The 20,583-nt window shown below is 72.3% G+C and carries 21 protein-coding genes; 20 read left to right on the top strand and 1 reads right to left on the bottom strand.

What is annotated here, in order from left to right:
- From ACQPZF_RS23340 to ACQPZF_RS23245, 20 genes are all read left to right on the top strand, one after another.
- The gene (locus ACQPZF_RS23340; protein ID WP_433260148.1) at positions 1–933 is read left to right on the top strand and encodes an alpha/beta hydrolase; all 933 of its coding nucleotides are present in this window, start codon (positions 1–3) and stop codon (positions 931–933) included.
- Between the two features lie 84 nt (positions 934–1,017).
- The gene (gene fabG, locus ACQPZF_RS23335; protein WP_433260147.1) at positions 1,018–1,803 is read left to right on the top strand and encodes a 3-oxoacyl-ACP reductase FabG; all 786 of its coding nucleotides are present in this window, start codon (positions 1,018–1,020) and stop codon (positions 1,801–1,803) included.
- A gap of 21 nt (positions 1,804–1,824) precedes the next feature.
- Positions 1,825–2,760, top strand: a complete 936-nt coding sequence (locus ACQPZF_RS23330) for an aromatase/cyclase (RefSeq protein ID WP_433260146.1) — start codon at positions 1,825–1,827, stop codon at positions 2,758–2,760.
- 45 nt (positions 2,761–2,805) lie between these two features.
- Positions 2,806–4,377 carry an acyl-CoA carboxylase subunit beta gene (locus tag ACQPZF_RS23325; RefSeq protein ID WP_433260145.1) on the top strand — a complete coding sequence of 524 codons (1,572 nt, stop codon included), beginning with the start codon at positions 2,806–2,808 and terminating at the stop codon, positions 4,375–4,377.
- Positions 4,374–4,607 carry an acyl-CoA carboxylase epsilon subunit gene (locus ACQPZF_RS23320; RefSeq protein WP_433260144.1) on the top strand — a complete coding sequence of 78 codons (234 nt, stop codon included), beginning with the start codon at positions 4,374–4,376 and terminating at the stop codon, positions 4,605–4,607. Before ACQPZF_RS23325 ends, ACQPZF_RS23320 begins: the two co-directional genes overlap by 4 nt.
- Before the next feature lie 98 nt (positions 4,608–4,705).
- Positions 4,706–6,184, top strand: coding sequence for an FAD-dependent monooxygenase (locus ACQPZF_RS23315; RefSeq protein ID WP_433260143.1), 1,479 nt, complete (start codon positions 4,706–4,708; stop codon positions 6,182–6,184).
- Positions 6,181–8,178 carry an SDR family oxidoreductase gene (locus ACQPZF_RS23310; protein WP_433260142.1) on the top strand — a complete coding sequence of 666 codons (1,998 nt, stop codon included), beginning with the start codon at positions 6,181–6,183 and terminating at the stop codon, positions 8,176–8,178. The genes ACQPZF_RS23315 and ACQPZF_RS23310 overlap by 4 nt, the downstream gene beginning before the upstream one ends.
- A 34-nt stretch (positions 8,179–8,212) precedes the next feature.
- Complete coding sequence (locus tag ACQPZF_RS23305) at positions 8,213–8,977, top strand: SDR family oxidoreductase (protein WP_433260141.1); 765 nt, start codon at positions 8,213–8,215, stop codon at positions 8,975–8,977.
- On the top strand, positions 8,971–10,188 hold the full coding sequence (locus ACQPZF_RS23300; RefSeq protein ID WP_433260140.1) for an MFS transporter: 1,218 nt from the start codon (positions 8,971–8,973) through the stop codon (positions 10,186–10,188). Before ACQPZF_RS23305 ends, ACQPZF_RS23300 begins: the two co-directional genes overlap by 7 nt.
- Before the next feature lie 59 nt (positions 10,189–10,247).
- Positions 10,248–11,294 (top strand): methyltransferase, encoded by a 1,047-nt coding sequence (locus tag ACQPZF_RS23295; protein WP_433260139.1) that lies wholly within the window; start codon positions 10,248–10,250, stop codon positions 11,292–11,294.
- Between the two features lie 31 nt (positions 11,295–11,325).
- Positions 11,326–12,018: a hypothetical protein gene (locus tag ACQPZF_RS23290; protein ID WP_433260138.1), complete on the top strand. Its 693-nt coding sequence runs from the start codon at positions 11,326–11,328 to the stop codon at positions 12,016–12,018.
- 57 nt (positions 12,019–12,075) lie between these two features.
- Positions 12,076–12,990: an LLM class flavin-dependent oxidoreductase gene (locus ACQPZF_RS23285; RefSeq protein ID WP_433260137.1), complete on the top strand. Its 915-nt coding sequence runs from the start codon at positions 12,076–12,078 to the stop codon at positions 12,988–12,990.
- 63 nt (positions 12,991–13,053) lie between these two features.
- A complete protein-coding gene (locus tag ACQPZF_RS23280; RefSeq protein WP_433260136.1) occupies positions 13,054–13,821 on the top strand; it encodes an SDR family oxidoreductase in 768 nt (255 codons plus the stop codon).
- Between the two features lie 34 nt (positions 13,822–13,855).
- On the top strand, positions 13,856–14,524 hold the full coding sequence (locus ACQPZF_RS23275; RefSeq protein WP_433260135.1) for an antibiotic biosynthesis monooxygenase: 669 nt from the start codon (positions 13,856–13,858) through the stop codon (positions 14,522–14,524).
- 1 nt (position 14,525) lies between these two features.
- A complete protein-coding gene (locus ACQPZF_RS23270) occupies positions 14,526–15,314 on the top strand; it encodes an SDR family oxidoreductase (RefSeq protein ID WP_433260134.1) in 789 nt (262 codons plus the stop codon).
- A 112-nt stretch (positions 15,315–15,426) separates the two neighbouring features.
- Positions 15,427–16,008: an NADPH-dependent FMN reductase gene (locus ACQPZF_RS23265; protein WP_433260133.1), complete on the top strand. Its 582-nt coding sequence runs from the start codon at positions 15,427–15,429 to the stop codon at positions 16,006–16,008.
- A gap of 120 nt (positions 16,009–16,128) precedes the next feature.
- The gene (locus ACQPZF_RS23260; RefSeq protein ID WP_433260132.1) at positions 16,129–16,755 is read left to right on the top strand and encodes an antibiotic biosynthesis monooxygenase family protein; all 627 of its coding nucleotides are present in this window, start codon (positions 16,129–16,131) and stop codon (positions 16,753–16,755) included.
- Positions 16,752–17,870 carry an acyl-CoA dehydrogenase family protein gene (locus ACQPZF_RS23255; protein ID WP_433260131.1) on the top strand — a complete coding sequence of 373 codons (1,119 nt, stop codon included), beginning with the start codon at positions 16,752–16,754 and terminating at the stop codon, positions 17,868–17,870. Before ACQPZF_RS23260 ends, ACQPZF_RS23255 begins: the two co-directional genes overlap by 4 nt.
- 97 nt (positions 17,871–17,967) lie before the next feature.
- On the top strand, positions 17,968–18,447 hold the full coding sequence (locus ACQPZF_RS23250; RefSeq protein WP_433260130.1) for a MarR family winged helix-turn-helix transcriptional regulator: 480 nt from the start codon (positions 17,968–17,970) through the stop codon (positions 18,445–18,447).
- A 99-nt stretch (positions 18,448–18,546) separates the two neighbouring features.
- On the top strand, positions 18,547–19,644 hold the full coding sequence (locus ACQPZF_RS23245) for an NAD(P)/FAD-dependent oxidoreductase (RefSeq protein WP_433260129.1): 1,098 nt from the start codon (positions 18,547–18,549) through the stop codon (positions 19,642–19,644).
- A gap of 105 nt (positions 19,645–19,749) precedes the next feature.
- Here ACQPZF_RS23245 and ACQPZF_RS23240 read toward each other — a convergent pair whose 3' ends face one another.
- Positions 19,750–20,472: a response regulator transcription factor gene (locus ACQPZF_RS23240; RefSeq protein WP_433260128.1), complete on the bottom strand. Its 723-nt coding sequence runs from the start codon at positions 20,470–20,472 to the stop codon at positions 19,750–19,752.
- Between the last annotated feature and the right edge of the window lie 111 nt (positions 20,473–20,583).

Here is a 20,583-nt window from a genome sequence, read left to right as displayed (position 1 = left end):
ATGGCCCACCCGACCGCGGGGCCGGTGTCCGGAGAGCCGGTGTCCACGGAGGCGGTGTCGATGGAGCCGGTGTCCACGACGGACGGTCGGGTGCGGCGCGTTCGGCTGGACGCGGCCGGGATCCCGCTGTCGGCGCTCCTCGGCGAACCGGCGCGGACGCCGCCCCGGGCGGTGGTGGTCGCGCTGCACGGGGTCGGCATGAACTCCGGCTACTTCCACGGCACGGCCCACCCGGACCTGTCGCTGGTCACCCTGGGCATGAGCCTCGGCTGCACCGTCCTGGCGCTCGACCGGCCGGGCTACGGCGCGTCCGCCGCCGCCCTGCCGCACGGCCAGACCAGGGAGGAGCAGGCGGCGGTGCTGCACGCGGCGCTCGCGTCGTTCGCCGACCGCCACCCGGTGGGCGCCGGGTTCTTCCTGCTGGCCCACTCCTACGGCGGGAAGGTCGCGCTGACCGTGGCGTCCCGGGCCGCCGGTGGTCTGATCGGGCTGGACATCTCGGGGTGCGGCCACGAGTACGCCGCTCCCGACGACTTGCGGGGGAACCGCCCGGCTGGCGGTGTGCGGCGGAACTGGGGCGCGCTGCGCCTCTACCCGCCCGGCACGTTCCAGGCCGGCGAGTCGGTCGTGGCGCCGGTCCCGGAGCGGGAGTGGGCGGACGCCGCGCGCTGGCCCGGGGTCTTCCCGGACGTCGCGGCGGGCGTCCGCGTCCCGGTGCGGTTCACCTTCGCCGAGCACGAGTCCTGGTGGCGGCACGACGAGAGCGCCGTGGCCGACCTGGTGGCCCGGTTCACCTCCTGCCCGCGGGTCGTCGTCGAGCGCCAGCCCGACAGCGGCCACAACATCAGCCTGGGCTGGGCGGCCCGCGCGTACCACCTGAAAGCGCTGGCGTTCCTGGAGGAATGCCTGGCGGCCGGCCGCTGCGCCGGCTGACCGCACCGGCCCACCACCACGCACGGATCCGCACCGGATGCCGTCCACCACCCCCTGCACCGGACCACGGGAGAAAGGCATCACATGGCACACCAGGAGAACCGGGTCGCGCTCGTCACCGGGGCCACCAGCGGGATCGGGCTCGCCGTCGCGGGGCTCCTCGCGACGCAGGACCACCGGGTGTTCATCGGCGCGCGCGACGCCGACAACGTCGCCGCGACCGTCAAGCGGTTCCAGGCCGACGGGCTGGAGGTGGACGGCACCACCGTCGACGTCCGGTCCGGGGACGGCGTCCAGGCTTTCGTCCAGGCCGCGGTCGACTGCTTCGGCGCCGTCGACGTGCTGGTCAACAACGCCGGCCGCAGCGGCGGCGGCGTGACCGCCGACATCGGCGACGAGTTGTGGGACGACGTCATCGAGACCAACCTGACCAGCGTCTTCCGGATGACCCGCGAGGTGCTGAACGCGGGCGGGATGCGGCGCAAGGACCGGGGTCGGATCATCAACATCGCGTCCACGGCGGGCAAGCAGGGCGTGGTGCTGGGCGCGCCGTACTCGGCGTCCAAGCACGGTGTCGTCGGCTTCACCAAGGCGCTGGGCAACGAACTCGCGCCCACCGGCATCACGGTCAACGCGGTCTGCCCCGGCTACGTGGAAACCCCGATGGCCCAACGCGTGCGGCAGGGCTACGCGGCGGCCTACGACACCTCCGAGGAAGCGATCCTGGAGAAGTTCCAGGCCAAGATCCCACTCGGCCGGTACTCCACGCCGGAGGAGGTGGCCGGCCTCGTCGGCTACCTGGCCTCCGACACCGCGGCCTCCATCACCGCGCAGGCGCTCAACGTCTGCGGCGGACTGGGCAACTTCTGAGATCGGCGAGGAGAGCTGACCATGACCACCCGTGAGGTCGAGCACGACATCACCGTGACCGCCCCGGCCGAGACCGCGTTCCGGCTGCTCGCCGAGGTGGCGAACTGGCCGCGGGTCTTCCCGCCCACCATCCACGTCGAGCAGGTGGAGCGCTCGGGGAGGAACGAGCGCATCCGGATCTGGGCGACCGCCAACGGCGAGCCCAAGAACTGGACGTCGCGGCGCGTCCTCGACCCCGAAGGCCTGCGGATCGACTTCCGCCAGGAGCTGTCCACGCCGCCGGTGGCCGCGATGGGCGGCGCCTGGGTCGTGGAACCGGTCTCCCCGACCGAATCGCGGATCAGGCTGCTGCACGACTACCGGGCGGTGGACGACGACCCCGGCGGTCTGGAGTGGATCGACCAGGCCGTCGACCGCAACTCCCGCTCGGAACTGGCCGCGCTGAAGGTCAACGTCGAGCTGGCCCACGCCGCGGCCGAGACCACCTTCTCCTTCGAGGACACCGTTCTGATCGAGGGAGCCGCCAAGGATGCCTACGACTTCGTCAACGAGGCGCACCTGTGGGCGGAGCGGCTGCCGCACGTCGCCAAGGTGCGGCTGGCCGAGGACACCCCGGGCTTGCAGGAGCTGGAGATGGACACCCGCGCCAAGGACGGCTCCGTGCACACCACGAAGTCGTACCGGGTGACGTTCCCGCACCACAAGATCGCCTACAAGCAGGTGACCCTGCCCGCGCTGATGACGCTGCACACCGGCTACTGGACGTTCGCCGAAGTCGACGGCGGCGTGGCGGCGTCCTCGCAGCACACCGTGGTGCTCGACACGGGGAACATCGCCCGGATCCTCGGCGCGGACGCCACCGTCGCCGACGCCCGCGCGTACGTGCACACCGCGCTGAGCACCAACAGCCGCGCCACTCTCGGCCACGCCAAGGACTACGCCGAGGGCAGGCGCTGACCACGGCGGCGGACCGGCTCGTCATCGGAAGGAATGTGCTGTCCCATGACCGTCACGACCTCTGCACCCGAAGTGCGGGAACGGCTGGACGAGCTGCGGCGGCTCAAGGACCTGGCGCAGGACGGGCCGGACCCCGCGGCCACCGGGCGCCAGCACGACAAGGGCAAGCTGACCGCCCGCGAGCGCATCGCACTGCTGCTGGACAAGGGATCCTTCGCCGAGGTCGAGCCGCTGCGCCGGCACCGGGCGAGCGGGTTCGGGCTGGAGCACAAGCGGCCCTACACCGACGGTGTGATCACCGGGTGGGGCACGGTCGAGGGGCGGACGGTCTTCGTCTACGCCCACGACTTCCGGATCTTCGGCGGAGCACTGGGCGAGGCCCACGCCCAGAAGATCCACAAGATCATGGACATGGCGATCGCCGCCGGAGCCCCGCTGGTGAGCCTCAACGACGGCGCGGGCGCGCGCATCCAGGAGGGCGTCAGCGCGCTGGCGGGCTACGGCGGCATCTTCCAGCGCAACACCAGGGCGTCCGGGGTCATCCCGCAGATCAGCGTGATGCTCGGCCCGTGCGCGGGCGGGGCGGCGTACTCCCCGGCGCTGACCGACTTCGTGTTCATGGTCCGGGACACGTCGCAGATGTTCATCACCGGCCCGGACGTGGTGCAGGCGGTCACGGGGGAGCGGATCAGCCAGGACGGGCTGGGCGGCGCGGGCGTGCACGGGACCGTCTCGGGTGTCTCGCACTTCGTCTGCGACGACGAGCAGACCTGTCTGGAGGAAGTCCGCTACCTGCTGTCGCTGCTGCCGTCGAACAACCGGGAACTGCCGCCGGCGGTGCGCGGCGAGGACCCGGCGGACCGGTCGGTGGAGGCGGTGCTGGACCTGGTGCCCGTCGACGGCAACCGGTCGTACGACGTCCGGAAGGTGATCGACGAGGTGGTGGACGACGGCGAGTGCCTGGAGGTGCACGCCGACTGGTCGCCCAACATCGTGTGCGCGCTGGCCCGGCTGGACGGCCACGTGGTCGGGATCGTCGCCAACCAGCCCTCCGCGCTGGCGGGCGTGCTGGACATCAAGGCGAGCGAGAAGGGCGCGCGGTTCGTGCAGTTCTGCGACTCCTTCAACATCCCGCTCGTCACGCTGGTCGACGTGCCGGGTTTCCTGCCCGGCGTCGACCAGGAGCACGGCGGGATCATCCGGCACGGCGCGAAGCTGCTGTACGCGTACTGCAACGCCACCGTGCCGCGGATCTCGGTGATCCTGCGCAAGGCGTACGGCGGGGCGTACATCGTGATGGACTCGCGGTCCATCGGCGCGGACCTCTGCTATGCCTGGCCGTCCAACGAGATCGCGGTGATGGGCGCGGAGGGCGCGGCGAACGTGGTGTTCCGCCGGGAGATCGCCGCCGCCGACGACCCGGAGGCGATGCGCCGGCAGAAGATCGAGGAGTACCGCACCGAGTTGGTGCATCCCTACTACGCGGCCGAGCGGGGTCTGGTCGACGACGTCATCGACCCGCGTGAGACGCGCTCGACGTTGTGCCGTGCCCTCGCGATGTTGTCCGCCAAGCACGCCGACCTGCCGCGCCGCAAGCACGGCAACCCGCCGCAGTGACGCCGGAACCGGCCGACCCCGTCGTGCTGCGCGTGGTGAAGGGGTCTCCGAGCGCGGAGGAACTGGCCGCGCTGACGGCCGTGCTGCTGGCGTGCGCGGCCCGTCGCGGCGACGCCGCCGACGGGACGACCCGGACCGCGGCCCCGTGGCACCGGCTCGAACGGGTGGCCGGCTTCGAAGGGGCCCGGACCTGGCAGTCGGCCCGGCCGGTCCGTCACGCGCGCCGCTGACCCCGGCGGCACGACTGCTGTGTCAACGGAATGTTCCCGCGACAACGCCCGGCGTTGCCGCTCTCACCTTGTCGACGCCGGTTCCTTGGGAGATGTTCATGGACGCTTCGGTGGTCATTGTCGGGGCAGGTCCCGCCGGGCTCATGCTCGCCGGGGAGCTGCGCCTCGCGGGAATCGACGTGGTGGTCGTGGAGCGGCATCCGCGATGCACCGGCGAGTCCCGGGGTATCGGGTTCACCACCCGCACCATGGAGGTGTTCGACCAGCGCGGACTGCTGCGCCGGCTCGGCGACTACCAGACCGGGAACACCGGGCACTTCGGCGGCCTGCCGCTGGACATCGGCGTCCTCGGCGCGGCGCACGAGGCGGCCCGCACCGTTCCGCAGTCGGTCACCGAAGAAGCCCTGGAGGCCCGGGCGACCGAACTCGGCGCGCGCATCCGGCGCGGGCACGAATTCCTTGCGCTGCAAGACTTCGGTGATCACGTGGCGGTCACCGTGCGCGGCCCCGGCGGCGAGCGGCGGATCGAGGCCCGCTACCTGGTCGGCTGCGACGGCGGTCGCAGCGGCGTGCGCAAGGCGGCCGGGTTCGACTTCCCGGGCACCGAGGCCACCACCGAGATGCTGCTCGCCGACCTGCGCGGGGTCGACCTGGAACCGCGGATGACCGGCCGGCAGGTCGGCGACGGCTTCGTGATGGTCGCCAGGCTGGCCGGCGGCATCCACCGGGTCATCGTCGGCGAACGCGGCGCGCCGCCCCGCCGGCGGACCGGGCCGCCCGCCTTCGCCGAAGTCGCCGACCTCTGGAAACGGCTCACCGGCGACGACATCTCGCACGCCGAGCCGGTCTGGGTCAGCGCGTTCGGCGACGCCACCCGGCAGGTCACCGAGTACCGCCGGGGCCGGGTGCTGCTGGCGGGCGACTCCGCGCACGTGCACCTGCCCGCCGGCGGGCAGGGCATGAACACCGGCGTGCAGGACTCGTACAACCTCGGCTGGAAGCTGGCGCTGGTCCTGCACGGCTACGCGCCCGAGGCGCTGCTCGACACCTACCACTCCGAACGCCACGAGGTGGGTCGCCGGATGCTCGCCAACACCCGGGCGCAGAGCCTGCTCGTGCTGGGCGGGGCCGAGGCGCAGCCGCTGCGCGACGTCCTGTCCGAGCTGATCCGGTACCCCGAGGTGGCCCGGCACCTGGCGGCCAAGGTCAGCGGCCTGGACATCCGGTACGACGTGGGCGGCGGCGCCAACCCGCTCCTCGGCGTGCGCCTGCCACACCTGCCGCTGACCGTGGGCAACCGTGCGACGAGCAGCACCGAGCTGCTGCGGCCGGGCCGTGGTGTGCTGCTCGACTTCGCCGACAACGCCGTGCTGCGCCGCCGGGCACAGGGCTGGCGGGACCGGGTCGACATCGTGACCGCCACCCCCGGCGTGCCGCCGGAGCCCACGCTCACCGGCGTCACGGCGGTGCTGGTGCGCCCGGACGGCTACGTCGCCTGGACCGCGCCCGGCAGCCACCGGAACGTGGACTCGTCGCTGGCCCGCTGGTTCGGTCCGGCCTCCGGGCGGCGTCGGTGACGGGGCGCGTCCCGGTCGTCGTGGTCGGCGCGGGACCGGTCGGCCTGTTCCTCGCGGCCGAACTCCGCGCCAACGGCGCGCGTGCCCTCGTGCTGGAGGAGCTGGCCGAGCCGACCGGCGAGTCGCGGGCGTCGATCCTGCACGCGCGCACCATGGAGATCTTCGCCGACCGCGGCCTGCTGACCCGGCTGGGGGAGCTGCCAGCGGTGGGCCCCGGCCACTTCGGCGGCCTGCGCTTCGACCTCGCGGACGCCGATGGGGAGCACCCGTACGCGGGTCAGTGGGAGTGCCTCCAGAGCCGCCTGGAGGCCGTGCTCCAGCGGCACGCGCTCGACCTGGGCGCCGAGATCCGGCGCGGCCACCGGGTGACCGGCCTGACCGGCACGGCGGACGACGTGCGGATCGCGGTGTGCGGGCCGGACGGGAAGCCGTACCGGCTCACCGCGTCCTACGTGGTCGGCTGCGACGGCGAGGACAGCACGGTCCGCGGACTGGGCGGCTTCGACTTCGCCGGCCGGGACGCCGACAAGGAGATGCTGCGCGCCGACGTGGCGGGCCTCGACCTCGCCGACCGCCGCCTGCGGCGCTACCCCGGCGGGGTCGCCACCGCCTACCGCAGGCCCGACGGCACGACCCGGCTCATGGTCCACGAGCACGGCGCACCGGTCACCGGCGATCTCGACTTCGACCGGCTGGCCAAGGCGTGGCACGCCGTCACCGGGGAGGACATCGGCCACGGGCGGGCGTTGTGGCTCAACCGGTTCGACAACGCCTCCCGGCAGGTCACCGAGTACCGGCGCGGCCGGGTGCTGCTCGCCGGCGACGCCGCGCACCGCAAGCTGCCGGTCGGCGGACAGGCCCTCAACCTCGGCCTCCAGGACGCGGCCAACCTCGGCTGGAAGCTCGCGCACGAGGTCACCGGCCGGGCCCGGCCGGGCCTGCTCGACCGCTACCACGCCGAGCGGCACGCGGCCGGGGCCCGCACGCTGGCCAACATCGCGGCGCAGGCGCACCTGCTGTTCGGCGCCGAGGAAGTCACCGCGCTGCGGGAAGTCGTCGGCGAGCTGCTGGAGTTCGGCGCCGTCCGCCGCCACCTCGCCGGCGCGATCAGCGGTCTCGACATCCGGGAACGACCGCGACCACCCACCCCGGACGCCCGCATCCCGGACGCCCGCATCCCGGACGCCCGCATCCCGGACACCCTCACCCTCACCCTCGGGAGATCGACCATGGACAGGCTCACCGGCAGGACGGCTCTCGTCACCGGCTCCAGTCGCGGCATCGGCCGGGCGACCGCGATCCGGCTCGCCCGCGAGGGCGCCCTGGTCGCGGTGCACTACGCGGTCGACGACGCGGCGGCCGATGAGACCGTCGGTCACATCGAGGGCGAAGGCGGCTGCGCGTTCAAGGTCCGCGCCGAACTCGGCGTCCCCGGCGACGTCCACGAGCTGTTCCTGGCCCTGGAACGAGGTCTCAAGGAGCGCGTCGGGGAGAGCAAGCTGGACGTCCTGGTCAACAACGCGGCCGTGACCACGACCGGCCAGGCACCCGACGAACTCACCCCCGAGGACTTCGACCGCTATTTCGCGGTGAACGCCAAGGCGCCGTACTTCATCGTGCAGAGGGCACTGGAGCTGATGCCCGACGGCGGTCGCATCGTCAACATCTCCTCGGGCCTGACCCGCACGGCCAACCCCGAGCAGCTCGCCTACTCGATGACCAAGGGGGCGGTGGAGCAGCTCACCTTCCACCTCGCGCGCCTCCTCGCGCCGCGCGGCATCACCATCAACAGCGTCGCGCCGGGCATCACCAACAACGGCAGCGCGATCTTCGACAACCCGGCGGCCGTCGACGCGATGTCCGAGCTGTCCGCGTTCAAACGGGTCGGCGAGGCCGGTGACGTGGCCGATGTCGTGACCTTCCTGACGACCGACGAGGCCCGCTGGATCACCGGGGCCTTCATCGACGCCACCGGCGGCACGCTGCTCGGCTGACCACGACCCCCGACCCAGTGTGAGGAAGGAACCCATGTCCTCCGACGCCGCACGTGTCGCCGTTGTCACCGGGGCCAACAAGGGCATCGGCCGCGAGATCGCCTGGCAGCTCGCCGAGCGCGGGTTGGTCGTGTACCTGGGCGCCCGCGACGAGGAACGCGGCCTGGCCGCCGAGCGGGCGTTGCGCGCCGACGGTCTCGACGTGCGCTTCCTGCACCTCGACGTGACCGACGAGAAGTCCGTCGCGCGGGCGGCCGAGCGGCTGCTGACCGAGGTGGGCCTCCTGCACGTCCTGGTCAACAACGCCGGTGTCGGCGGCCCGGTGCAGCCGCCCAGCCAGACCCCGGCGGAGCAGGTGCGCCGGGTCTACGAGACCAACGTGTTCGGCGTCATCACGGTGACGAACGCGCTGCTGCCACTGCTGCGCCGGGCCGGTTCCGCGCGGATCGTCAACGTCAGCAGTGTGGTCGGCTCGCTCGCGGCGGCGGCCGGGAACCTCGACCCGACCGGCGTGCACCGGCCCGGCGAGTTCCCGACCATGCTCTCGTACAGCACCTCCAAGGCCGCGCTCAACGCGGTCACCCTGACCTACGCCAACGAACTGCGCGGAACCGGCATCCTCGTCAACGCCGCCTCTCCCGGCTTCGTCGCGACGGACATCAACGGGCACAACGGTGTGCTCGGCGCCGAGCAGGGCGCGCGCATCCCGGTGCTGCTGGCGACGCTCGACGACGACGGCCCCACAGCCACCTTCCTGGGTGAGAACGGCACGCCCGAAGGACAGGTGTTGCCGTGGTGAGCCGCACCGGCACGGCATCGTCGGTGCGCTGGGGTGCGCGTCGGTGGTCGTTGCTGTTCGTGTTGTCCGGCAACATGCTCCTCGACGCGATCGAGGTGTCGGTGGTGCTGATCGCGCTGCCCACGATCGCCGGCCGGCTCGGGCTGACGCCGTGGGGTGTCCAGTGGCTGATGAGCGGGTTCGCGCTCGGGTTCGCCGCGCTGCTGCTGATCGGGCCACGGGTCTCGGCGCGGATCGGACGACGACGGGCCTACCTCGCCGCCATGGCGGTGTTCGGGCTGACCTCGGTCGCGGGCGGTCTGGTCGACGGTCTGGCGCTGCTCGTCGCGGTCCGCGTCGTCAAAGGGTGTTGCGCGGCCCTGACCGCGCCGGCCGGGCTGGCGATCATCAGCGAGACCTTCCCCGAAGGGCCGCAGCGACGGCGGGCCGTGTCGGTGTACTCGTTCTTCGGCGCGGTCGGCTTCACCACCGGGCTGCTCCTCGCCGGCCTGCTGGTCGAGCAGGACTGGCGCTGGATCTTCGTCTTCCCCGCCCCGGTCGCCTTGGTGCTGTTGGTGTTCGGCCGATACGTGCTCCCGCACGACCTCACCGTGAGTCCACCCCGGACGCCGCAGCCCGCGCTGCTCCGCAACCCCGCGCTGCGGCGTTCCGCGCTCGTCGCCGCCACGCTGAACGGCACTTACCAGAGCGTGCTGGTGCTGATGACCTTCCAGGCGCACCGCGTGTTCGGCTGGACTCCGTGGCAGACCGCCCTCGCGCTGCTGCCCGCGTGCGCCCCGCTGGTGCTGGCCGTGCCGTTCGCGGGTCGGCTCATCGCCCGGTACGGGACCGGTCGGCTCATCGCGCTCGGCGCCCTGTTCCCGTTCCTCGGCTACGTGTTGTATGCGGCCAGACCCGAGGACAGTCCGTACGCGCTCGGGATGCTGCCGACCGTGCTGCTGGTGGAAGCGGGCTTCTGCTGCGCGTTCACCGCCCTGAACATGCACGCCACGGCCTCGGTGGACATCGCCGACCGGGGCGCTGCCGTGTCGCTGTACCAGCTCTGCGTCCAACTCGGCGCGGGCCTGCTGTTGCCACTCGTCGCGTTGGTGAGCCACCTCGGCGGTGTCCGCGCGGCGCTCACGCTCGTCACGGTGGTCGGGACGCTCGGACTGGTGACCGCGCTCGCGGGCCGCCCGACCGGGCTCACCCGGAGCGGCGCACCGCGCTGACCACCGGCCGCCCGCATCTCCTCCCGCCCGCACCCCCAAAACCCAGGAGGTTCCCCGAAATGGCTGCCCAGACGTCCGAGCCGGCCGTGCACCCCGAGTCGACGCACCCCGGACCGATCATGGGGCTGATGGCCGGCTACTGGCAGGTGAAGATCCTGCTGGCCGCCGTCGAGCACGACGTCTTCACCGCGCTGTCCGGCCGGTCGGCGACCTCCGCCGAACTCGCCGCCGACCTCGGGCTGGTCCCGCGCGGCGCCAACGACCTGCTCGTCGGGCTCCGCCACCTCGGTCTGCTGGAGTCGGCCGACGGCGGGTTCGCCAACTCGGCGGTCGCCGACGCCTTCCTGGTCCGTGGCCGCCCGGCGTACCTCGGCGGCTACCTGCGGTTCTGCGACCAGGAGCTGAACCCCGCGTGGGACGGGCTGGCCACCGCGCTGCGCACCGGGCAGCCGCAGAACCACGCGGCCGTCGAAGGCAACCCGTACGACACGCTGTACCGGGACGCGGACGCCACCGACGGTTTCCTCGACAGCATGGACCTGCTCACCACACCCATCGGACTGGCGATGAGCCGGTTCGACTGGAGCCGCTACAAGTCCTTCGTCGACGTCGGCGGCGCGCGCGGCAACTTCGCGCACCAGGTGGTCTCGGCGAACCCCCACCTGACCGGCGCGGTGTTCGACCTGCCCCCGCTGGAGCCCGCGTTCACCCGGCACATGGCCGGGCTGGGCGGCGTGGCCCCGTCCATCACGTTCCACGGCGGCGACTTCTTCACGGATCGGCTGCCCGAGGCCGATGTGCTCGTCTTCGGCCACGTGCTGCACAACTGGGGCGTGGAGGACCGCGTCCGGCTGCTGAAGAACGCCTACGACTCGCTCCGGCCCGGCGGCGCGGTGTTCGTCTACGACCCGATGGCGGGCGGGGAGCAGCCTTCGATGCACGGCGTGCTGGCGGGCCTGGCGATGCTCGTCTGGTCCCGTGGCGGCCACGAGTACTCCGTGCAGGAGCTGCACGGCTGGCTGGCGCAGGCGGGCTTCCGGCCCGAGACCGCCGAGGTCGCCGACCTCCACGACGACGTCCTGGTCGTCGGCCACAAGGACCGCTGAAGCACCCCGCGAGCCCCCCGAGGAGTCGAGCATGCTCACCGCAACGGACATCCGGCCGACCATCGAACGCGACGACGTCGCCGTCGCCCTGGTCGAAGAGGTCTTCACCGACGACGTGGAACGCCAGCGGGCCGCGGCGGCGAAGGTTGTCGGGCACTGGGAGTCCGCCGAGTGGCCCGCGGGCCTGGTGGCCCAGTCCCTGTTCACCGGGACCGACGGCAAGTCGCTGCTCACCTATGCGCAGTGGTCGTCGGGTGAGGCGCTGGCGGAGCACCTGCGGCAGCCGGGGAGCACCGCGCGGTTCGACTGGGCGACCGCGGGCATCGCCCCCGGCGCGCCCAAGGCGTACGAGCTGTACCGGAGGGTCCAGCCCGCCGCGCTGCCCGACCCCGTCCCGCTCGCCCGGTGCTTCCCGGCCGCGGTCTTCGCCATGGACAACCGCGAAGCGGCGCGCCAGTGGGTGGACGGGCTGCTCGACAACGAGGAGCAGAACGAGGGCGCGGACCGGGCCTACCCCGGCGCGCTCGCCGCCAACTTCCACGTCGCCGCGGACGGCAGCGGGATCTTCCTGCTGTCCGAGTGGGCGTCGGAGGCCGAGGCGGTCGCGCACATCGAAGAGGTGATCGAGCCGCTGTTGGAATACATGGGTCAGGCAGCGGCCGGCGCGGGTCGCCGATACCACTTCCACACCATGGTTTCCGCAATCGGGAAATCGGCACTCTGAACCACCGGCCTGTGCCAGGCTGTGCGCAATAGCCTCATCCAAGGAAAGGTCGGGCAGTTGTCTGTACAAGGAATCGTCTTCGGTTTCGGCGCGCACAGCGGCATCGAGGACGGGCCGGAGCTGCTGCGCATGACCCAGCAGGCCGACCGGGACGGGCTCGACCTGTTCTCGCTGTCGGACCACCCCTACATCGGCACGCGGCTCGACGCGTACGCCGCCCTCGGGTTCGTCCTCGGCGGCACGCGGCGGCTCGCGGGCTTCGCGAACGTCAGCAACCTGCCGACCCGGCCCGCGCCCATGCTGGCGCGGACCGTGACGTCGCTGTCCGCGCTCTCCGGCGGCCGGGTCGTGCTCGGCATGGGCGCGGGCGGGCTGTGGGACCGGATCGCCGACATGGGCGTGCCGCGGCTGTCGCCGAGCGCCGCCGTGGACGCCTTCGAGGAGGCGATCGTGCTGGTCAAGAAGCTGTCCGGCGGTGGGCCGCCGGTCACCCACGAGGGTCGGCACTACCGGGTGAACCGGATCGAGCCCGCTCCGGTGGCCGCGCCGCCGGTGTGGACCGGGTCGGTCGGCCCGAAGTCGCTCGCCGCGACCGGCCGGGTGGCGGACGGCTGGATCCCCGGCCACGCGGCGGACTGGCTCAGCGAGCGGTACCGGGAGTCGCGGCCGGTCATCGACGACGCGGCGACCGCCGCGGGCCGCGACCCGCGCGAGGTACGCACGATCTTCAACCTTCCCGGGCAGATCACCGACCGGCCGGTGGCCTCCCCGCGGGACCGCGCCGGCCGCTGGCTCGGCGGCTCCGTCGACCAGTGGGTGGAGGAATTGACCGGGGCCGTCCTGGCGCACGGCGCGTCGGGATTCCTGCTCTTCTCGCCCAAAGGCGGCACCACGGATCTCGTCTCACTCGGCCGGTGGGGCGGCGAAATCGTCCCCGCGGTGCGGGAGGCGATCGCGCAGGAAAACGGCTAGTCGATTCCGGTCGACGGTCGGCGATATCGGGTTTTCGTATTCGACCTAGCGGAAAGGCCATCCATGGGCAGGCTGCACGACAAGACGGCACTGGTCACCGGGGCCAGCCGGGGCATCGGGCGGGCCATCGCGCTGCGGCTCGCCCGGGACGGGGCCGTCGTCGCCGTGAACTACGCGACGAACGAGGCCGCGGCGAAGGAGACCGTGGCGCTGATCGAGGCCGCGGGTGGCCGTGCCTTCGCCGCGCAGGCGCAGTTGGGCGCGCCCGGCTCGGTGGCAGGGCTGCTGGCCGCGGTCGAGGCGGGCCTCGTCGAGCTGACCGGCTCCAGGACGCTGGACGTCCTGGTGAACAACGCCGCCGCCACCGGTTTCGCGGGCGCGGGGCCCGACGCGGTCACCGAGGACATCATCGACAACTGCTACCTGGTCAACGCCAAGGCGCCGTTCTTCCTCATCCAGCAGGCCTTGGCGCTGATCCCGGACGGCGGCCGGGTGATCAACATCTCGTCCGGCGTCACGCACTCCACGTTCCCGCAGCAGATCGCGTACGCGATGAGCAAGGGCGCGCTGGAGCAGATCACGCTGCACCTGGCCCCGGTCCTCGCGGCGCGCGGGATCACCGTCAACACGGTCGCCCCCGGCGTGACCGACAACGGCGACCCGGTGTTCGACAACCCGGAGGCGGTCGAGCGGATGGCCGCGCTGTCCGTGTTCAACCGGGTCGGCGAGGTCGCCGAGGTGGCCGACATCGTCGCCTTCGTCGCGTCCGCCGACGCCCGCTGGATGACCGGCGCGTTCGTCGACGCGACCGGCGGCACGCTGCTGAGCTGAGAGGACCGACATGCGGAGCGCGATGGAGACCGACGTGCGGAGCACGATCCTGTCGGCGGTGGGCTTCGCCCGCGCCAAACCCGGGAAAGCCGCCGAGCTGGCAGCCCTCCTCGTCACGCTCGCCGAGCGGTCGCGCGGCGAGGAGGGCTGCCTGCAGAGCTGGATCCACCAGGACCTGGCCGACGCCGACCAGTTCGTCTTCTACGAGATGTGGGCGTCCGAAGAGGACCTGACCCGGCACTTGGCCCAGCCGTACATGCAGGAGTTCCTAGCCGCCCGGATGGACTACCTGGCGCAGGACCTGGAGGTGCGGAAACTGGGTCCGGCGGGCCCGGCGCCCGAGCCGGCCGAGCCGGCGGCGATGAACCAGAAGTACCTCGACGCGTACAACGAGCGCGATGTCGACGCGATCATGGCGGTGTACGCGCCGGGAGCGTCGGCGGTGTGGGAGCCGGGCAAGGCGGTCAGCGGTGCGGCGCACCGGGAGGCCGTGGTCGAGTTCCTGAAGAAGGACCCGAGGCTGTCGGCCGAGGTGCGCGAGAGCTATGTCGCCGGTGACACCGCGGCGCTCGTCGTCGACTGGAGCATCGAGGTGCCGGGCGCCCCGGAGATGACCGGGCGCGGGCGCGGGCTCGACGTGCTGAGGAAGAACGCCGGCGGCGAGTGGCGCTACGTCATCACCAACCCGTTCGGGAGCCTGTGAGATGAAGATCGAAGGCAGTGTCGCGGTCGTCACCGGCGCCGCGAGCGGCATCGGCAAGGCGCTCGCCGAAAAGCTCCGCGACGCCGGGGCACGCGGGGTCGTCGTCTCCGACCTCGACGGCGACGGCGCGGAGGAGGTCGCGTCCGCGCTCGGGGACGGCGCGATGGCGGTGCGCGCCGACGTGGCCGACGAGAGCGCCGTGGAGGAGCTGGTCGCGGTCACCCGGGAGCGGTTCGGGGCCATCGACCTGTTCGTCTCCAACGCGGGCCTGACGGTGATCGGCGGGTTCGAGGCTCCGGACGACGACTGGCGGCGTGCGATCGACGTCAACCTGATGGCGCACGTGTACGCCGCGCGGGCGGTGCTCCCGGCGATGCTGGAAGCGGGTCGCGGGCACCTGCTCCAGACGATCGCCGCGGCCGGTGTCCTCACCGCGTTCGGCGCGGCCCCGTACACCGTGGCCAAGCACGGGGCCGTCGCGTTCGCCGAGCACCTGGCGGTCCAGTACGGCGACCGGGGCATCGGCGTCTCGTGCCTGCTGCCGCAGGCGGTCAACACACCGATGCTGACCGCGAGCGTCACCGACCACGAGGAACTGGCGGTACTGAAGTCGTTCTCCACCGTCCTGGAGCCGGAGCAGGTCGCGGACATCGCGCTCGCGGGCGTCGAGGCGAACCGGATCCACATCTACCCGCACCCGGAGGCGGCCGACTCGTTCCGCCTCCGCGCCCAGGACCCCGACCGGTGGGTGGCCGACATGCGGGCGATGCGGTCCGGCCGCCGGGCCTGACCGCGGCACCACGTCGCAGGGGCGGGGTCGCGCCTGTCCGCTTCGTCGGCGCGACCGCTTTGCACGTTCCGCGTTCCATCGCCGATCCCGTGGCACGAAGGAAGGAAGCCCCATGTCCGAGGAAGACCTGCGGCTGGCCGTGATCATCGGGTCGGTCCGCGAAGGACGGTCCGGCCCCGCCGTCGCGCGCTGGTTCGAGGACGAGGCCCGCGCCTTCGGCGTGTTCGACGTCGACGTCCTCGACCCGGCCGAGTTCGAGCTGCCGCTGTCGCTGACCCGGCGGCCGGAGCCCGGCCAGGACGAGGTGTCGGCCGACGTCGGCGGGCGGCTGGCGGCGGCTGACGCGTTCGCGGTGATCACGCCGGAGTACAACCACAGCTTCACCGCGCCGTTGAAGAACCTGATCGACTGGCACCGCACGCAGTGGCAGGCCAAGCCGGTCGGGTTCGTGTCCTACGGCGGCCTGTCCGGCGGTCTGCGGGCGGTGGAGCAGCTTCGCCAGGTGTTCGCCGAGCTGCACGCGACGACGATCCGGGACACCGTCAGCTTCCACGCGGTGTGGGAACAGCTCGGCCCGGACGGGAGCCTGCGGACCGCCGGCGCCGCCACCCCGGCCAAGGTGATGCTCGAAAAGCTCGCCTGGTGGGCCACCGCCCTCAAAGACGCCCGCGCCGTGCGCCCCTACTCCGCCTGACCCGACCTCCGACTGCCGGCTCTGACCGCCGACCGCCGACCGCCGGCTCCGACCGCCGACCGGTGGCGCGCCGTCGTGCGGCCGAGGTCCTGACCCGATGCTGTTGACCAGGGAGACGACATGAGTTCCATCAGGGTGGAGGACGGCTATCTCACGCTGTTCAACATCTTCCACACCCCCGGACCCGAGGAGCAGCAGTTGCTGTTCGACCAGTGGCGGAGCCTGCCGCCTGCCCACACGCAGAAGGGCCTCGTCGCGGGCAACTTCCACCGCAGCTTCGACGGCCGCTCGGTGGTCAACTACGCGCAGTGGGAGAGCAGGGAGGACTACGACGCCTTCCGCGGCGAGTCCGGCACCAAGGACCGGCTCGGCCAAGCCCTGGCCTTCTCCCGGATGGACAGCGTGGCGTGCGAGGTGGTGCACACCTGGGATCCGGCGCCCGAGCTGTCCGCCGACAAGCCGTGGTTCACGGTGGTGATCGTGGTCCGCACGCCGCCCGAGCACCAGGCCGCGGTGCTCGCGGAGATGACCCACGACGAACCGGGCCTGGGCGACGTGCCGGGACACGTGTCCCACGCCGTGCACCGGGGGCTTTCCGGCGAGCACGTGGTCAAGTACGCCCAGTGGGCGGACGAGGAGAGCTTCCACGCCTTCCTGGGCAGGCCGCGGCGACCGTCGCCGCCGGACTCCGCCACCACGGCCGAGCTGTACTTCGGCCGACTTGAGTACATCCGGGGCCGGTCGTGACCGCGGGGGGCACGTGGCCGGACGCGGACGCGATCGCCTCCGCCGCCGACCTGGCCGGTCGGGACGCTGCGGACTCGGACGCGGCCGGCGGCATCGGGAACGAGACCGTCGAGGCGCTGACGGCGGCGGGCTTCCCCGGCTGCTTCGTGCCGCGGCGGTTCGGCGGCGGCGACGCCACGTTCGCCGCGGTGACGAAGGCGGTGGCGGCGGTCGGCGAAGGCTGCGCGTCCGCCGCCTGGATCGCCTCCCTGTCGGCGTACAACGGGCGGTTCGGCGCGTACCTGCCGGTCGGGGGGCAGGAGGAGGTCTGGGCCAAGGGCCCGGACACCCGGCTGGTCAGCTCGATGGTCGCGGCCGGTGTCGAGGCCGAGCCCGTCGACGGCGGCTGGTCGCTGTCCGGCCGGTGGCTGTACGTCAGCGGCGTCGAGTTCGCCGACTGGGCGCTGGTGAGTTCCGCGCCGCCGCGCGAGGGCGACCGGTCGGTCCTGGTGTTCGCCGTGCCGGGGGACTCGTTCACCTACCTGAACACCTGGTCGACGGTCGGCATGAACGCCACCGGCAGCCACACCCTGGTCGTGGAGCGGGCGTTCGTGCCGGAGTGCCGGACGTTCGTCTGGGACGACATGCGGCGGGGCGTGCTGTCCGGTCCCGGGACCACGGCCCAGTCCGCGTCGTTGTTCTCGGTGAACGGGCTGACCTTCGCCGCACCGATCCTCGGGGCGGCCCGCGGCGCGCTGCGGCTGGCCGAACGGCACCTCGCGGACCGGCCGAGCGGGGCCCGTGCGGCGTCACGGGAGTCGAGCCTGATCGCCTTCACCCGCGCGGCGGGCGAGATCGACGCGGCCGAGCTGCTGCTGTCCCGGGTCGCCGACACCGCCGACCTGGGCGGCCTCGCGGACGGCCGGGCCGAGCGCAGCCACCGTGACAGCACGCTCGCGGTGGAGATCCTGGTCGGAGCGGTGGACCGGCTCTTCCGGGTGACCGGAACCCGCGGCCAGGGCACGTCCCACGCGATGCAGCGTATCTGGCGGGACGTGCACGCGGCGGCCTCGCACGCGGCGCTCCAGTTCGAGCCGGCGGCACTCGCCTACACGCGGGGGCTCGTCACCGGCTGAGCTGTTCGGGCCTCGATGTCGCCGCACGAAACCGTGTCGCCGCAAAACTGTAGTTCGTCGTACGAACTGCGGTGGATCACGGTGTTACCCTGTACTGATGGGTAAGCAGGATGGCCGGCTGGGTCTGGTGACCGCCCTGGTGCGAACCTCGTTCCTGGTGAATGCCGTGTACGCCCAGGCGGGGCGGGAGCACGGCCTCACGCCGCAGCAGGGCCAGCTACTGTGCGTGCTGATGGTGCAGCCGTACGGCATGGGCGAGCTGAGCACGATGCTCGGCCTCGCCAAGTCGAGCCTGACCGGCCTGGTGGACCGCACCGAGCGGAACGGCCTGGTCCGGCGCGAGCCCGACCCGCAGGACACGCGTGCGGTGCGGGTCGCGCTCACGCCGCGCGGGAGCAGGCTCGCGGAGGAGTTCTACACCGAGACCTGCCGGCGGATCGACGAGCTGCCGGCGACCCTCGCCCCGGCCGAGCGCGAGGCGTTGGCCGGTCTGCTGGGCCGGGTCGTGCTGGACAACGAGGTGCCGGTGGTCTTCCTGGAGCTGGACGAGGCGGCGTCGGCCGCTCGCCGCCAGTAGGACCGCGCCGGTTTTCCGGCCGGGGAGTTTGCAGTTCGTGCCACGAACTAATATAGTTCGTGGCACGAACTGCAACTCTTTCGTCTGGAGCGTGAAGTCATGAGTCGTACCGTCGCGGTCATCGGCGGAGGTTACGGGGGATCCGCGGTCGCCAAGGCGCTGGACTCCGAGGCGGACGTCGTCCTCATCGACCCCCGGGACGCGTTCGTCAACGCCGCGGGATCCCTCCGCGCGCTGGCCCAGCCCGACTGGGCGAGCAACATGTTCTTCTCCTTCGACACGCTGCTCACCAGGGGCAAGGTGATCCGCGACCGCGCGGTCTCGGTGGACCCGGCGGGCGTCACCCTCGCCTCCGGCGAGCGGGTCGAGGCGGATTACGTGGTGCTGGCCACCGGCTCGGACTACGCCTACCCGGCCAAGCCCAACGCCGGCTCCACCACCACCAGCCAGGCGCTGGACGACCTCCGCCGGACCCACAAGGAGCTGGCCGACGCCCAGCGGGTGCTGATCGTCGGCGCCGGGCCGGTCGGCCTGGAGTTAGGCGGGGAGATCAAGGAGGTCTGGTCGACCAAGCAGGTGACCATCGTCGACCAGGCCGAGCGGCTGCTGCCCGGCTTCCTGCCGGAGATGCGCGAGGACCTGCACCGCCAGCTCGCCGAGCTGGGCATCGAGGTGCGGCTCGGCGCCGGCCTCAGGGAGCTGCCGCCGGTCGCGCCCGGTCAGGCCGGGACGTTCACCGTGGCCACCACCGGCGGTGACGAGATCACCGCCGACATCTGGTTCCGCGCGTTCGGCGTGCAGGTCAACAGCGACTACCTCGCGGACGGCAAGCTCACCCCGCGCACCGCGCGGGGTACGGTCGCCGTGACCGAGAACCTGAACGTCGAGGGCTACCGGCACGTCTACGCGCTCGGCGACATCACCGACCTCGCCGAGGCCAAGATGGCCGGCTACGCGATGCAGCACGCGGAGATCGTGGCGCAGAACATCATCGCCCAGCTCGGCGGCGAGCGGGCCACCGCGACCTACGCGCCCGCGCCGGACCCGATGATCCTGCTCCCGCTCGGGCCGCGGGGCGGTGTCGGCCAGCTACCGATGCCCGACGGCACGGCCGCCGTCACCGCCGACACGGTCTCCCAGTACAAGGGCGCCGACCTGTTCACGGGCCGCTTCGCCGAGCAGTTCGGCACCGCCTGAGCCACCCCTCGAAGGATAGGCCGCGTGGACTCGTCGGGCCCGGTGCACGTCCCGGCACCCGGCTCGGCGAGTCCACCGGTGGCCGCGCGGTGGCCGGGCGCCACGTCACTCCGTCTGCCCGATCCGGAAACCCACGCCGCGCACCGTGATGATCCAGTCGCTGCTGCCGAGCTTGCCCCGCAGGCTGCTGATGTGCGTGTCGAGCGTGCGCCGGGACCAGACGTCACCCCAGATCTGCGCCATGATCTGCTTTCGCGGGATCACGGAGCCGGCCTGCGAGGCGAGCAGGTGCAGAAGCTGGAACTCCTTGCGCGTCAACTCCACGACGCGGCCGTCCACCACGACCTCCCGCGAGGTCGCGTCGATCCGCAGCGGGCCGTGGACGATCGCGTCGGCGGCCTTGGCCTGCGGCCTCGTCCGCCGCATGACCGCCTCCATCCGCGCCATCAGCTCGCGGAACCCATAGGGTTTGACCAGGTAGTCGTCGGCGCCGGCGTGCAGGCCGAGCACCCGGTCCAGCTCGCTGCCGCGCCCCGTGACGGCGATCACCGGGGTGTCGCCGACGGTCCGGATGCTCCGGCAGACCTCCAGCCCGTCCAGGTCGGGGAGGTCGAGGTCGATCAGCACCAGGTCCGCGTCGTCGAAGACCTGGAGGGCTTCCCCGCCGGTGCCGACCGTGCTCACCTCGTGCCCGTGCCGGCGCAGCCCGGCCACCAACGCCTCGGCGTCGCCGACGTGGTTCTCCACCACCAGCACGCGCCAGCCGTTCGGTCGCACCGGGATGCCGCGTAGCGCCGTGGTCTGCCGCGTCTCCGATAAGTGCGTCATCGCTGGGAGATCCCTTTCGATTGGAACGTCTGCCGGGCAGGCGGGTTTCCACCGCGTCGAGCTTGCCGGGAAATCACCGGTGGACCGTGGTCCGCGGGCGAACCCCGGACA

The organism is Actinosynnema sp. CS-041913 (assembly GCF_050942485.1).
Lineage (GTDB): Bacteria > Actinomycetota > Actinomycetes > Mycobacteriales > Pseudonocardiaceae > Actinosynnema.
The sequence above is the reverse complement of the archived record's forward strand: the minus strand, read 5'-3'. Positions and strand labels throughout refer to the sequence as shown.